The following is a 13,334-nucleotide window of genomic DNA, read 5'->3' as shown; positions in this document are numbered from 1 at the left end:
TGAGGACAAGCCATGGCGTTGCGCTCGGCACCCAAACCTAAGCCATCTGGCCAGGATCGGATTGGCTTTTTCGGGAAATTGCCAAGTCATGGTGATTTCATCTCGGAAGGGTTGGAGCGTGACACCATCACGGTGCTGGACGCATGGATAAGGGGTGGCCTGCATGCCTGCGAACAGGAGTTTGGTGCCCATTGGCCCAAAATCTTTGCAGCATCACCGCCTTGGCGTTTCATTGTTGAAAAAGGTGTGTGGGGGGATGCAACCTACGCCGGTGTGATGCTGCCCAGCAAGGACCGAGTCGGGCGCAGCTTTCCGCTGTTGATTGTCGCGCAATTGCATGAGTTTGCCTATCATCCACGCACGCTTTATCTGGATCATACGTGGTTTATGGCAGCAGAAGGGCTGGCAGAAACCTCTCTGACCCGCGATTTTGATATTGGTCATTTTACCGCAAGTTTGAAGCGGATGCGCTTGCCCCGGCCAGAAGATGAAGAGGGCGGTCGCGTGGCCCAGACGGATCCCTCGGCACTCTGGTGGTATATTGATACCGAAACCGGACGCTCGCGTGGGGTGAGACTTCAGGGAACCTTGGCTCCACAGAGCTTTGTGCAGTTGTTTCGTGAAAGCAATCGCTCCAAACCGCAGGATAGCCCGGCACCCGTGAGCGAAAAAGTTGAGCGTGAGCCTGCGCGTTCTCATCAGGCTGAACATCAAGCGTCAATGCCTCGAAAGATTGCTTACGGCTACGCCACCCATGCAGGTACCCGGTTTTCGCTCAACGCGGATTCCCTGTTTTTGTGCGACAAGCCAGCCTTGTTTGCCATTGCCGATGGTGTTGGCGACCAGCCCATTGCTGCCGAGGCCGCAAAACTGGCGACCCATAGCTTAACCGATATTGGCGAGGCGGTGAGTGTTGAAGCGATGATTCAGGAGATTAAGGGCAAGCTTGGCCGTGCCAATAGCCTGCTGCTGGCCCGGCAAAATCGCGGTGATCATGGCCCCTTGCATGCCAGCATTATCACAGCTGCCCTTATGGATGGCCAAGCGCTGCTGCTATGGGCGGGCGATGCGCGGGGTTATCTGTTGCGCGATGGCATTATGCGCCCGCTGACCCGCGATCATGTCAGTGTCGGATTGCAAAAGCGCTTGCGCCGTGGTGTCGGCCTTGAACAGCAATTTTTACCCGAGGCTCTGATCGAGCCGCTCAATGCGGGTGATCGGCTGTTGCTGTGCAGCTATCCGCTGGTTCACGCCTTGAAAGAGCGGACGATTGCCGAAATCCTGCTGGAAAGTCCGGGCGTCGAAGGCGCAGAAAGTCTGGTGCAGGAAGCGCTGATTGCCAATGTGCGCGAAAACATCAGCGCCATCGTTATCGGCTATGGTCAAGATGATGGTGCGTGATGAAGGTGATGAGCTGACCGCGCGCTTTGCGGCACTGATGGCGTGTGTTCGCCACCAAAACGGTGACATGCGCCCATTGGGGCAACAGAAAATCTTGATTGATCAATTGCGCAACACCCTTGATCGCGCAGCCAGCGGCATGGAACCCATGCTGCAGAGCGCTGAGCCCGGCTTTATTGCGGGGACATTTGCGGTTGAAACCCGCCTATATCGCGGTGCGCATCACGATATACTCAAGCTGCGTCACCGCGATCTGGCAAGCCTGCATGTGCTGAAAACCTTGCGCCAGGATCAGCCAATTGCTCCCAGCCGCGCCGCTCTTTTGCGACGAGAAGCCGAGATTGGCCTTTGCTTTCGCGATCCGCATCTTGTTGAAACCACAGCTTTGCTGCGCCTTGCCGATGGCCGACCGGCAATTCTTCAGCCATGGGGCGGTGAGCCTTTGTCATCGCGGCTTACACAATCAACATCAGATCAGTCACGGGATGTGGCGTCAATAACCGCGATCATGGGGGGCTTGCTGCAGGCTCTTCACCGTCTGCATGAGCATGGCTATGTTCACTGCGACGTAAAGCCGTCCAATATATTTTTGTTGCCCGGTGCCGCCCCTCACCTCTCCCTTGGCGATTTCGGCATCGCGTTGAAGATCGGCGAAACCCACGCGGCACTGGATCTCAAGGCGGCTTATTCGGAAAACTATTGCGCGCCGGAGCAAGCACCCGATAGGCCCGCGCACCCCACTATGGATATCTACAGTGCAGGGCGGATTTTGCATCAATTGCTCACGGTGACCCACGATCAGCGCGTTGGTGAACTGGCGCATTTTGCAAAGGATCTTTGCGCCCGAAATCCAGAAGATCGCCCACAAAGTGCCGACATCGCTTTGGCTGAGTTGAAACGGAGTAAAGGCCTTTTGGGCTGACAGGCTGGAAAATCCCTTACACCGGAGTGGATTGAAGGGGAAAATTATGCCGCCGATGTAGAGCGCTACAGCATCCTTTGCGCGCCGTATAGGGTAAGTGGCGCAAAGGTTTTCCCTGTGGCTTACCCCCCTCTGTCCTGCCGGACATCTCCCCCTCAAGGGGGGAGATCGATATGTGGAATCCGTTTTTCCAAAAAGACAAAGTCAAACAAAGTATTCAGGCTCTGCTCCGTGCCGATCTCCCCCCTTGAGGGGGAGATGCCTGGCAAGGCAGAAGGGGTAAGCCACGCATGCAGATGTTTGCGGCGTGTACTCCGAACCCGACAAACTCAAGATTATTTCGAGCCGGGGGCTGGGGCGACGGAGCCGATAGAGGGTTTGTCATAGATGGTGAAAAGCTTGGCGGCATCAACCGTGCTTGCGGTTGTTGCGTAAATCACGTCGCCCTTTTGCATCTGGAACATTTGCATCAACATGATGCTGGCGGCATCTTTCATGTTGATATGATAGATGACCGGCTTGGTGGTGATGGATGGGGTGCCAGACGTGGTGGCCGGGGCCTGAACAATCTGGTTGCGGAAGATATACACATTGCGTGCATCGGCGCGGTCATCGGCCAAGCCGCCGGAACGACCCAGCGCCTGCGCCAGAGTGAGCTTGCCCGGTTCAAATTGAAACTCGCCGGTGCTCTTGAAGGCACCCAATGCCGTAAAGCTCACAGTGTCATCATCCACCATCACCTGATCGCCAGGCGCAAGGCGGATATTTTGCTTCTCGTCATTCATGATGCGGCTGAGCATGGCGCTGGCGCGCTGATTTCCGCGCACAACAGTGACCATCGCAGCCGGTGCTGCCGCAGACGCACCGCCTGCTTCCGAAATAATATCCAGAACGCGTTCGCGCCGGGCGGTAATCGGGAATTTGCCGGGGTTCTTCACCCCACCAGACACCACAACAGCACTTGTTGGCTTATCAACAACCGTGACAACGGCCTGAGGATTGACAGATGATCCTTTCAAGCCTGCCACGATGCGCGATTGCAGACCTTCGGGGGTGGAATCGGTCACCCGCTGCTTGCCCACAAAGGGCATCGTTACATTGCCGCTTTGATCAACCGTGAAACGGCCCAGATTCAAGGTTTTGCTCTGCGTTGAGGAAAACAGACCATCCTCGCCCGTATCAAGAACCGTGACATCAATGACATCACCAGGGCGCAGCCTTTGCTGATTGAACGATCCACCGCGAAGGCCTGCCAGCCCCTTGTCGGAGGAATTTGTCAACACCGTTGAATTGGCCGCCGTTGCTGCCGGTGCATTGGCAAGCTCAATAACAGGAATCCTGTCAGCGCTGTGTGGAAATGTTGCTGAACGGATGCTGCCTGCACTCGGACCATCGGATGGTTTTGCGCAACCGCTCAACAGCGCTATCATCAGCACTGGCACAATCTTCTTCATGCAAAATCCCCGAAAAAAGAATCGTATATATATATTTTGATATTGATAGCAGCGGACAGAATTCTGACAATTGTAAAAACGCAAAAACGCCCACAGAATGTGTTTGAATTGCGACATGTTGCGATATTACAACCCACGACGCTCAATTGTGGCTGTGGATTGCAAATGAGCCGACCCTGTTGAGCGGCAATGAGGCGATGCAAGGCCCAAAACTCATGGCACAAGACCCGCGTGTGCCATGGTTGGTCGGTAGATTTCAGCCTTTGGGCAAGCCATCGGGGCGTGAAAGGCGCCGTTGTGCCGCGATGCGAAACGGCGCATTGGGGGCACCATAGCCGGCATATTGGCCACGGCGCTCGACAATTTCAAAGAAAAGCCCCTCGCCATAGGTTCGGCTATAGATCTGGAAATACTCACCCTTGTCATCGCGATCATAGAGAATGCCGTTGTCGCGCAGCGTATCGGCAAAATCAGGATCGAGGCCAAATCGTGCTTCAAGGTCATCGTAATAATTGCGGGAAATCGGTAGAGCCTGAAAGCCCCGCTCTTTCAGGGCATTCGCGGTCGCAAAAATATCGTCGGTGGTGAAAGCCAGATGCTGAATGCCGGACCCAAAGCCTTCGGCTAGAAACTTACCCGCGAACGTCTTGCGGTTTTCGGCGCCATTCATGGTCAGTCGGAAACGGCCTTGCTCCACGCTTTCAATGGCCTGGCTGCGCACCAATCCGCCGGGGTCTACCACATCGACCATGGGTGTGCGGTTAACGTTGAAAATCGCGCTGTAGAACAACAGCCATGTTGGCATTTCATCATAGCGGGTGGTTTGCGCCAGATGGTCAAAGCGTTTGAGGCCGACACCGACAGGTGTTGGGTCTGATGATAAAGGTTCAAATTCGCTTTGCCACACCGACGCCAGCTCTGGCGTCTCATCCAGAAAATAGATGACGCCGCTGCCCACGCCTTCAATCGCCGGAATGAGCACTTCATCGGGGTATCGTGGCTCTGCAAAGGTTGCCGCCCCCAGCGCATGGGCACGCGCTATCGCCGCTTTTGCATCATCCACCTGGATACCAAAGGCATAGGCATTGGTGCCGTGGACAGAATAGGAGGAATTGGCAAAGCCCTCCTCTTCCGTGTTGATGATCAGGCGGATATCGCCTTGCTGATAGAGATCAACATTGCGCAATGTATGCCGGGCCGTATGCTCAAAGCCCAGCGTGTGCAAGAGGGCGGCAAGATCGGCCTGCTCATCCGGACTTGCGGTAAATTCGACAAAGCTGACATCTTTGGCTTTGATCCGCTCCGGCATGGTGGGGACGGGAATTTTAATATCCGGCTCCTGCCGCACCACCTGATCCATCAGGTAAATCAACGAGCGATGACCATCCTCGGCAATGGCGCGGGCCGAGCCGCCGCGAAACTGATCGTTGAAAATCTCAAGTGACAGCGGACCATTATAGCCGGTGGCGGCAACGGCGCGCATGAACTCGACCACCGGAAGCTCCCCCTCCCCCGGCATATTGCGAAAATGGCGGCTCCAGTAGAGCAGATCCATATCGATCAAGGGCGCGTCGGCCAGTTGCACAATGAAAATCTTGTCGCCGGGAATGGAGCGGATGGAATTGGGATCGATCTTGCGTGACAGGGTGTGAAAGGAATCCAGAATGAGGCCGATATTGGCATGATTGGCGCGGCGCACCACTTCCCAGGCATCGCGATGATCGTGCACATGCCGACCCCAGGCCAGCGCTTCATAGCCAACGCGCAAACCACGCTTGGCGGCGCGCTCGCCAAGTTCGGCAAAATCAGCGGCGGCGCGATCAATGCCGCCGAGTGCAATGGGCGAGATGCTCGAGCAGATCAGCATGAGATCGGTTCCAAGCTCGCCCATCAGGTCAAATTTGCGCTCGACCCGATCAAACACGCGGGCGCGATGCGGCTCCGGCATGCCTTCAAAATCGCGAAACGGCTGGAAAAGCGTAATGTCCAGCCCGTGATCGCGCACCATGCGCCCAACATCGGCAGGCGATGCATCATAGGCCAGAAAGTCGTTTTCAAAGATCTCAACGCCGGAAAACCCCGCCTTGGCAATGGCGCTGAGTTTTTCCGGAAATTCTCCGCTGATGGACACTGTGGCGATGGACGTGCGCATGGCTTAGGCCCTCTCTCACGGGTTGGATAATTCCTGACGCAGACGTGTTTGATCGACATCTTGGCCGGTGAAGATCCGAAAGGCATCAACACCCTGGTGGAAAAACAGCTCATAGCCGCTCAAAATGGCAAGGCCCGCTTTTGTGCAGCCTTGCAAAAACTGCGTGTTCACCGGCGTGTAGACCGCATCAAACGCCCATTTTTTGCCAAGCATCAACGGCTCCGGCACGCTTGAGCCGGGATAGCCTTCCATGCCAAGCGGTGTGCAATTGACCAGGCCGTCTGCGCCGCTTGTGGCCTCTTCAACGGTGGATGCCACATCCACACGCATGGTGGCGGCACCTGCCAACAGCGCTTTCGCCAAGCCTTCGGCCTTTGCTGTGTCACGATCAAACAGGCGAAGATGCGAGCAGCCGAGTTGTGCCAAACCAAAGCCAACCGCCTTGCCAACACCGCCCGCACCCACCATGGCAACAACACCGGGCTTGGTATCGGTGCCAAAGCTTTGCTGGAAAGCCCCAACAAAGCCGGTGAAATCGGTATTAGAGCCGCTGGGTGGGTTGGTTTTAAACACCACCGTGTTGCAGGCACCCACCGCTTTAATGGCAGCATCCGGCACCTGCAACAGCGGCACGACCCGTTCCTTGTAAGGGTAAGTAATGTTCAGACCCGTGAAACCCTGATCGCGGCACCACTGAAACGTGGTTTCAAAATCTTCGCCGCGCTGTGGCGGCACCACCCGCTCATAGCTGACGTCCAGACCGCAGAGGCGGCCTGCCAGCTCATGCAGGCGTGGCGATTGTGATGCGGCGATATTGTCGCCGATCAGGCCAAGTCTGATTGTCGTTCCAGACATGGATTACCCTTCTTTCTGCACAGCTTTTGCCGCGCTGTCTTTTTTGTCAAAGGCGGCCTTCCACCAGGGGGTCTGGGTGCCAACAATGAAGATGATCATCAACAACAGCACCAGCGAGAGTGGGCTGGTGACAATGCCGTGCACCAGTCCGGACACACTGCCCTGCTCGGAAATGATCGAGCGGCGCCAGTTATCATCCATCAAACGGCTCAGAATAACGCCGAGAATGACCGGGCCAACCTGATAGCCATAGAGCTTCATGAAATAGCCGAAAATACCAAAGCCCAGCATCCACCACACATCGGAGATGGAATTGTTGATCGAATAGGAGCCAACAACGCTCAAAAGCAGGATGAGCGGAAACAACAGCGCCTTCGGGCATTCAACAATTTTGGTGAACAGGCGAATGCCGGTCAGACCAAAGATCAGCATGAAGAAATTGGCCAAAGTCAGATTGCCAACGGTAAACCAGAACATGTCCGGCTTTTCGATCAGCAGCAGCGGGCCGGGATTGAGACCATGGATAAACAGCGCACCAATGATGATCGCCGTCACCGCATCGCCCGGAATACCCAACGTCAGCATGGGAATATAGGCACCACCCACAGCGGCATTGTTGGCGCTTTCCGGCGCAATCAGGCCTTCTTTTGCGCCTTCGCCAAACGGCACTTCCGGGTTTTTGGTCACGCGCTTGGCGTGGTCATAGGCCATCAGAGCGGCAATATCGCCACCGGTGCCCGGCAAGGCACCGATGATCACGCCAATCGCCGAGGTTTGCATGCTCAGTGGCAGGTATTTTTTCACATCACTCCACATGGGAATAATGCGGTCGATTTTCTGCTTCACAGCCTCGGTTTTCAAATGATGAAGCTGCAACAGCGCTTCCGAGACACCGAACATGCCAATCATCAGGGCGATGGGCGAAATGCCGTTCATCAGGGAGACGGAATCAAAGGTGAAGCGCTGCTCGGCGGTCATGGGGTCAAGGCCAACCGTGCCCAGCAACATGCCCAAAGCACCGGCAAAAATGCCCTTGGCGAGGCTTTCGCCCGAGAGCGCGCTGACCAGCAAAATGCCCATCATGGCAATCAGCATATAGTCGCGCGGCTGAAATTTAATGGCGAATTCGCTGATGGCCGGGGCGGCAATGGCCAAAACCACAATGCCAACAAAACCGCCGATAAAGGACATGACGGTGGAGAGGCCAATGGCGCTGCCCGCCTCGCCTTTTTTGGCCATGGGATAGCCATCAAGGGCTGTGGCAATGGCGGCAGGTGCGCCGGGAATGTTGAGCAAGATGGCGGTGCGCGACCCTCCATAAACGCCGCCCATGAAAATGCCGTTCATCAGCGCAAGCGCGTGGTTCACATCCCAGCTGAAGGTAAACGAAATCAGGATCGAGACGGCCATGGTGACCGACAGGCCGGGAATGGCACCAATGTAAATGCCGGCAAACGTGCCAATGGCGGTCAATGCCAGAAGTTCAGGCTGCACCCAGGTGCTGAAAAGATAGGTCAGTGCGTCCATGGCGATCAATGTCTCCCGGCCAGAAGGTCTTGAATAGCTGCGATAATTTCCCGCTCAGGAATAAGCCCTTCGGGCAGCACGACCTGAAAGATCAAGCGGAAGACAATGTAGACGCAGACGATCGACACAACCGAAAACAACAGGGCGCGTTTAAAGCGCCCGCCTTCCAGAAACCAGATCGAGACCAGCAGGAAAACAAAGGACGCGATCACAAACCCCAGCGTTTCCAACACCAGCGAATAGGCCACAATGATAACGCTGAACACCACGACCGTGCGCGGCATGATTTCTGTTTTCAAGCGCAACACCAGATGGGCGGGTGCCGCCCGCCGAAAAAGCTTGGCCAGCACATAGGCAATCGAGCCGACCATGATGGCCGTCATGGCCATGGGAAAAGCACCGGCCGAGCTTAACGATTCAAAACCGGAAATGGCATAGGCCTGCCAGAGCATGAAGGTGCTGGCTGCCAACAGCAAGATGGTAAACACCAGTTCGCCGGGGCGCCTTGTGGTTTGGGGTGTGGACATGTGAGAATGCTCCCTTACTGCATCATTCCTCACATCGGCGTGGATTGAAGATGATGCAGCAGATTAAAAGTGTCAGAGCGTCCTTTGTGCGCCATATGGGCGAACAGTGCTGTAGACCGAAGGCAAGGTGCCGCACAATGGGTGCGCCCGATCATGTCTGGTCTTCAACCTGGAGAAAGACGTTATCATTGATCGTGTGACGTGCAAATTGGCAAGCAAAGCCGGTTTGCACCGGCTTTGCTTCTCTGCGCATCAAGGCTTGGGAATACCAAACTCTTCTGGCGACTTTTTACCCATGCCATTGTCGTAAACAACCCAGGCTGTGGTCGATTGCCATTTCTTGAGGAAGCTGGTGGCTTCATCGCCGGAAATATTCATCGAAACATAGCCGCGGTCTTTCAACAGCTTTTGAAAATCGGCATGTTCTGCGCCCTTTTTGAAGGCGTCAACCAGCTTGGTCTTGATGGCGTCTGGCGTGTCTTTTTTCACAAAGACGCCAAAGAAAGGCCCCCAAGGCAGCATTTCGGCAAATTCAGGATAGTCGGCAACGATTGGCTTGGCATCGGGCAAAACCGCGTTGGCTTCCTTGTCGAAAATGCCGAGAATCTTGATGCGACCGGCTTTGACCTGCTCAACAGCAGCGCCGAGAACGGCGGGCATGAAGTCCACCGCACCACCTTGCATGGCCGTCAGCGCGGGGCCGTCACCGTCAAACGGCACGGACGTGACCTTGAAATTCTTGATCTTGCTGGACAGCATGGCACCAACAACCGATGGCAGACCGCCGGGGCCGGTAGAGCCCATCTTGACGGTGCCGGGATGAGCCTGCACATATTCAACCAATTCCTTGATTGTGTTGTAAGGTGCATCCTTGTTGGCCACCAGCACGGGAATACCACGGGCCAGAATGTCTACCGGATAGAAATCGTTGTAATCCAGCTTTGACAGGCCCATGACCTTGTAAAGCTCCGGGTTTTCAGCACCCATCAGCAGGGTATAGCCATCCGCAGGCTGGGTTGCGACGAACTGGGTGGCAATCACGCCAACGCCGCCGGTCTTGTTGGTCATGACAATGCTGCGGCCGAGGATTTTCTCGACATGCGGCGATACCGAGCGCATCACCAGATCGGTGCTGCCGCCTGCGCCCCACTGGATCACGCCTTGAAGATCTTGCTGCGGATAATCTGCGGCTTGCGCAAATGTGGATACCAGCGTGAGGGCCGCAGCCCCCAGGATTGTTTTGAACATAAGTTTCCTCCCCATTCATTCGACTGTCCATGCCCACGCATTCCGAAAGATCAATGGCGGGCAATCATTCACATCATTAAATTGTCCATAGCGTCCGTGATCAGCATCACAAGATGCTCATCAGGCTATGCTCCTATACCCGTGCGAAACCTCCTTCGCACCCATTTTTGCTGCAGTTTGCAGCTCGGTTTGAAGTTTTGCAGTTTTATGTCCATACCGCAAATACCAATTTATCAGTGGATCATAACATCATGTTATGTTTTACCTCAGCGCTTGGCCATCGCCGTCTCCATTTCCTTTTGCAGGATTTTGACAAAACGTTCCGCGTAGCTCGAAAGTGCGCCATCGGCGCGATAGGCAATATAGGTCTGAAACGAGGTCTCTTCTTCAATCGGGATAATGGCGATGGAATCCGGAGGCATATCGGCCACCGTGAAGGCATCCAGCACGGCAATGCCGAGATTGCGCTTCACGAGGGTACAGACTGTCGTGCCAAACCGCGCTTTGATGGCAATCTGATACTCCAGCTTTTCGCGGGCAAAAATGCTGGCCATGATGGCCCCATAGGGATCATTCGGATCAATACCGATCAAGGGATAGCGGATAATGTCGCGCGCCGAGATGGTTTTTCGCTCGGCAATGGGATGGTCGCGCGCTGCAATGCACACCAGATGGCCACGGGCCAGTGGCTGAAAGATGATGGAGGGGTGATCCAGCCGATAGCTCATGGCAACCACTTCGCCACGGCCCAACAGCAGATAATCAATCGCCTCTTCGATTTTGAGGATTTCAAAATTGATGTTCAGTTCAGGATAGATGCGCAACAGGCCATCAATGGCCTGCGGCACCATCACATTGGCAATGCTGGGCACTGAGCCCAAGGCAAGCTCCATCCCCCTGCCCCGCTCCAGATGGGCGATGGAATATTGCAGGTGATCGATCTTGCGATGCACTTCCTCGATTTGCAAAAACACATCGCGTGCTTCTGTGGTGGGCACATAGCGCCCGGCTTTGCGCACAAACAGCTTCAGCCCAATAGAGCTTTCAATGTGCTTGATGGTGCGGCTCACCCCCGGCTGGGCCACATTCATCAGGCGGGCAGCACCGGCAATGGTGCCCGCCACCATCACGGCGCGGATAACTTCAATCTGTCTCAGTGTGATCGACATATGGTGCGACAGCCCGTTCTACTGCGTAATTCCTGAAATCAGAATCGATTGAAGGAATGATGCAGTAATGCGCGCAAATCTGCGATTGAAAAGCCTATTTCACGCCATAATAGGCCAAAAGACGTCTGCCCTCGGGCGTGAGCCAATCAACGGCACCCGAGATGTAGCCGGCAATCTGGCCATCCGTGGTAATCAGATAGGTTGTCGGCATTTTATCGGCGCGCAAAGGTGCCTTGCTGTTGGGGGCTGAGCTTGCTGCCTTGCCATCCGGATCGAGGAAGACCGGCAGGGAGCTGATGGCGTTGGTTTTCAGCCAGTCATTCACCCGTTCTTGCGAGATCCGGTCGGTGGAAACGGCCGCAATCGTGATCTTGTCGCCCAATTCCTTGTGCAGTTTTTCCAGCAATGGCATTTCGGTGATGCAGGCGGCGCACCACGTTGCCCAGATATTCACCAGCATCACCCGTCCGGGCACTGGGGCCAGGATCTTCGGTTTGCCAGTGCGATCTGCAAGTATGACGGGAGCCAGCGGCAAGACGGGTTCCAGCAGGGTGTATTGCGAACGCACCGTCTCAAAAACCGGAGGATAATCCTGCGTGCTTGCCGCAAGCGCCCGATCAGACAAAAGGCCAAAGCCCGCAAGGCCACCCAGAAAATCTCGACGTAATAGTGTCATTGGTTCTCTTTATACTGAAAATTCATGTTTGAACGCGCGTGCGCAGAAACGCCATCCCTTTTTCTCACACAGGAGAGAGCTACAGCGAATTTTTGTGCGCCAAATATGGCGCACGGCGCTGTAACGCGGGACTTTCTTGATTTTTAACCCTGAATGAGGGTCCATCCCTGCTCTTGCAGCTCGACAACCCGGCTGATGCCGAAAGGAACAAGTCTGGCCCCATCCATCACCGGAATGGATTTGTTTTCGCGCTGTTCGGCCAGGGCGTGTGACGATCCACACATGCTGTAGGTCACATCGGCATAGGCCCCCCGCAAAGCAGTCAGCTCTTTCAAAAAGGGTGAAGTATCGGCCCGAAACAGTTTGATGCCGGAGCCGTTGGCAACCACTTCAATGGAAAGCGGTTCGTCTTTTTCAGAATAAGCGCGTGACAGATTGACGATATAGGCAATGGCGTGGCGCATGACCTTCTCCTCATCGCTATCAATCAAAAGCACCACATGATGCGATTTTTTGGTCGCAACTTCAGCGGCCACAGCCTGCGGAGCATAGGTCCACGCACCAAAGTTCAATACCGTCGCAAACAGGGCAAAGGCTGCAAAGACAGAGCGCCAACGGCGACGTGATGCAGGCTGAGGAAGAGGCAATTGAATGTCATTCATGGTGAAAAATTCCCGTCAATCAGATGTTGGATCAGGCTCTAAGTTTTTGTTTTCGCGTCGGATTTATCCGAAAACCGGTTCCCACTTTTCTCGGATAAGCTCTGGCGTCAGATAGGTACTGTGTCGACCGTTTGCCACCGGCTACTGGATTTGCCCGCTGTTGTTTTCCTCGGATGGCGCATCGTCGCGGTTTAAGGCGTCCTTGGCGCGGCCAAGCAATTTTGCAAGCTCGTCCTCATCAGCAGCCTTCAGCACTTCAACGCCAATGATGTCGCGCATAATGGCAAAGCCGAACAAGAGAGAGGTCGATAATGCAATTTTTACGGGTGATCCATGGGGCGAGGCTTTGACCAGCGGATCGATGACCAGTTCCATGGCAACCTCGCGCAAAACACGGGCGGCATCTTCGCTGGAAAAGGAATGAACCACGATGTCAATCGGTTGCCATTCCCCCTCCTCGCGTGGCTTGATGGCGTCGGCAAAAAATTCATCCAGCGCGCCCGGGCCTGTCTTGGTCAGGCCCCCCAGGGCGATGGATGCACGCACACATTCGGCAAACAGTTTTTCTTTCGATCCGAAGCTTCTATGCACCAAGGCGACATCAACGCCCGCATCGGTTGCAATTTCGCGCAAGCCCGTCCGATCATAGGACTGGTTGGAAAACCGCATGAGCGCGTGATGCAGGATGCGGTCACGCGTCGGCTCCTGCGGTTTTTCGGAAGTGTGTGGCAATACCATGAT

The 13,334-nt window shown here is 55.2% G+C and carries 12 protein-coding genes; 2 read left to right on the top strand and 10 right to left on the bottom strand.

Annotation, left to right across the window (positions count from 1 at the left end):
- Nucleotides 1-12 precede the first annotated feature (12 nt).
- Both tagF and BJF95_RS22210 read left to right on the top strand, forming a co-directional pair.
- Nucleotides 13-1,401, top strand: a complete 1,389-nt coding sequence (tagF, locus tag BJF95_RS22215) for a type VI secretion system-associated protein TagF (RefSeq protein WP_075641696.1) — start codon at nucleotides 13-15, stop codon at nucleotides 1,399-1,401.
- Complete coding sequence (locus tag BJF95_RS22210; protein WP_175577310.1) at nucleotides 1,391-2,323, top strand: serine/threonine protein kinase; 933 nt, start codon at nucleotides 1,391-1,393, stop codon at nucleotides 2,321-2,323. Before tagF ends, BJF95_RS22210 begins: the two co-directional genes overlap by 11 nt.
- A gap of 335 nt (nucleotides 2,324-2,658) precedes the next feature.
- Here BJF95_RS22210 and BJF95_RS22205 read toward each other — a convergent pair whose 3' ends face one another.
- From BJF95_RS22205 to BJF95_RS22160, 10 genes are all read right to left on the bottom strand, one after another.
- A complete protein-coding gene (locus BJF95_RS22205) occupies nucleotides 2,659-3,777 on the bottom strand; it encodes a polysaccharide biosynthesis/export family protein (protein WP_075641694.1) in 1,119 nt (372 codons plus the stop codon).
- 256 nt (nucleotides 3,778-4,033) lie between these two features.
- Nucleotides 4,034-5,929 carry a bifunctional sugar phosphate isomerase/epimerase/4-hydroxyphenylpyruvate dioxygenase family protein gene (locus BJF95_RS22200; RefSeq protein WP_075641693.1) on the bottom strand — a complete coding sequence of 632 codons (1,896 nt, stop codon included), beginning with the start codon at nucleotides 5,927-5,929 and terminating at the stop codon, nucleotides 4,034-4,036.
- Nucleotides 5,930-5,944: 15 nt separating this feature from the next.
- Nucleotides 5,945-6,784, bottom strand: a complete 840-nt coding sequence (locus tag BJF95_RS22195) for a shikimate dehydrogenase family protein (protein WP_075641692.1) — start codon at nucleotides 6,782-6,784, stop codon at nucleotides 5,945-5,947.
- 3 nt (nucleotides 6,785-6,787) lie between these two features.
- Nucleotides 6,788-8,311 carry a tripartite tricarboxylate transporter permease gene (locus tag BJF95_RS22190; RefSeq protein WP_075641691.1) on the bottom strand — a complete coding sequence of 508 codons (1,524 nt, stop codon included), beginning with the start codon at nucleotides 8,309-8,311 and terminating at the stop codon, nucleotides 6,788-6,790.
- A gap of 5 nt (nucleotides 8,312-8,316) precedes the next feature.
- On the bottom strand, nucleotides 8,317-8,838 hold the full coding sequence (locus BJF95_RS22185; RefSeq protein WP_075641690.1) for a tripartite tricarboxylate transporter TctB family protein: 522 nt from the start codon (nucleotides 8,836-8,838) through the stop codon (nucleotides 8,317-8,319).
- Nucleotides 8,839-9,090: 252 nt separating this feature from the next.
- Complete coding sequence (locus tag BJF95_RS22180) at nucleotides 9,091-10,086, bottom strand: Bug family tripartite tricarboxylate transporter substrate binding protein (RefSeq protein WP_075641689.1); 996 nt, start codon at nucleotides 10,084-10,086, stop codon at nucleotides 9,091-9,093.
- Nucleotides 10,087-10,352: 266 nt separating this feature from the next.
- Nucleotides 10,353-11,255 (bottom strand): LysR family transcriptional regulator, encoded by a 903-nt coding sequence (locus BJF95_RS22175; protein WP_075641688.1) that lies wholly within the window; start codon nucleotides 11,253-11,255, stop codon nucleotides 10,353-10,355.
- Nucleotides 11,256-11,349: 94 nt separating this feature from the next.
- Nucleotides 11,350-11,931, bottom strand: a complete 582-nt coding sequence (locus tag BJF95_RS22170; protein ID WP_075641687.1) for a TlpA family protein disulfide reductase — start codon at nucleotides 11,929-11,931, stop codon at nucleotides 11,350-11,352.
- 143 nt (nucleotides 11,932-12,074) lie between these two features.
- Nucleotides 12,075-12,593, bottom strand: coding sequence for a DsrE family protein (locus BJF95_RS22165; protein WP_075641686.1), 519 nt, complete (start codon nucleotides 12,591-12,593; stop codon nucleotides 12,075-12,077).
- A 141-nt stretch (nucleotides 12,594-12,734) separates the two neighbouring features.
- Nucleotides 12,735-13,331, bottom strand: a complete 597-nt coding sequence (locus tag BJF95_RS22160) for a TetR/AcrR family transcriptional regulator (RefSeq protein WP_075641685.1) — start codon at nucleotides 13,329-13,331, stop codon at nucleotides 12,735-12,737.
- Nucleotides 13,332-13,334 lie beyond the last annotated feature (3 nt).

This window comes from Rhizobium oryziradicis (genome assembly GCF_001939045.1).
Classification (GTDB): Bacteria; Pseudomonadota; Alphaproteobacteria; order Rhizobiales; family Rhizobiaceae; genus Allorhizobium; species Allorhizobium oryziradicis.
The sequence above is the reverse complement of the archived record's forward strand: the minus strand, read 5'-3'. Positions and strand labels throughout refer to the sequence as shown.

Bases quoted from the DNA above. Each gene is read 5' to 3' on its own strand.
- BJF95_RS22180 (WP_075641689.1), bottom strand. From the start codon at position 10,086: ATGTTCAAAACAATCCTGGGGGCTGCGGCCCTCACGCTGGTATCCACA.
- tagF (WP_075641696.1), top strand. From the start codon at position 13: ATGGCGTTGCGCTCGGCACCCAAACCTAAGCCATCTGGCCAGGATCGG.
- BJF95_RS22160 (WP_075641685.1), bottom strand. From the start codon at position 13,331: ATGGTATTGCCACACACTTCCGAAAAACCGCAGGAGCCGACGCGTGAC.
- BJF95_RS22200 (WP_075641693.1), bottom strand. From the start codon at position 5,929: ATGCGCACGTCCATCGCCACAGTGTCCATCAGCGGAGAATTTCCGGAA.
- BJF95_RS22205 (WP_075641694.1), bottom strand. From the start codon at position 3,777: ATGAAGAAGATTGTGCCAGTGCTGATGATAGCGCTGTTGAGCGGTTGC.
- BJF95_RS22170 (WP_075641687.1), bottom strand. From the start codon at position 11,931: ATGACACTATTACGTCGAGATTTTCTGGGTGGCCTTGCGGGCTTTGGC.
- BJF95_RS22165 (WP_075641686.1), bottom strand. From the start codon at position 12,593: ATGAATGACATTCAATTGCCTCTTCCTCAGCCTGCATCACGTCGCCGT.
- BJF95_RS22175 (WP_075641688.1), bottom strand. From the start codon at position 11,255: ATGTCGATCACACTGAGACAGATTGAAGTTATCCGCGCCGTGATGGTG.
- BJF95_RS22190 (WP_075641691.1), bottom strand. From the start codon at position 8,311: ATGGACGCACTGACCTATCTTTTCAGCACCTGGGTGCAGCCTGAACTT.
- BJF95_RS22185 (WP_075641690.1), bottom strand. From the start codon at position 8,838: ATGTCCACACCCCAAACCACAAGGCGCCCCGGCGAACTGGTGTTTACC.
- BJF95_RS22195 (WP_075641692.1), bottom strand. From the start codon at position 6,784: ATGTCTGGAACGACAATCAGACTTGGCCTGATCGGCGACAATATCGCC.
- BJF95_RS22210 (WP_175577310.1), top strand. From the start codon at position 1,391: ATGGTGCGTGATGAAGGTGATGAGCTGACCGCGCGCTTTGCGGCACTG.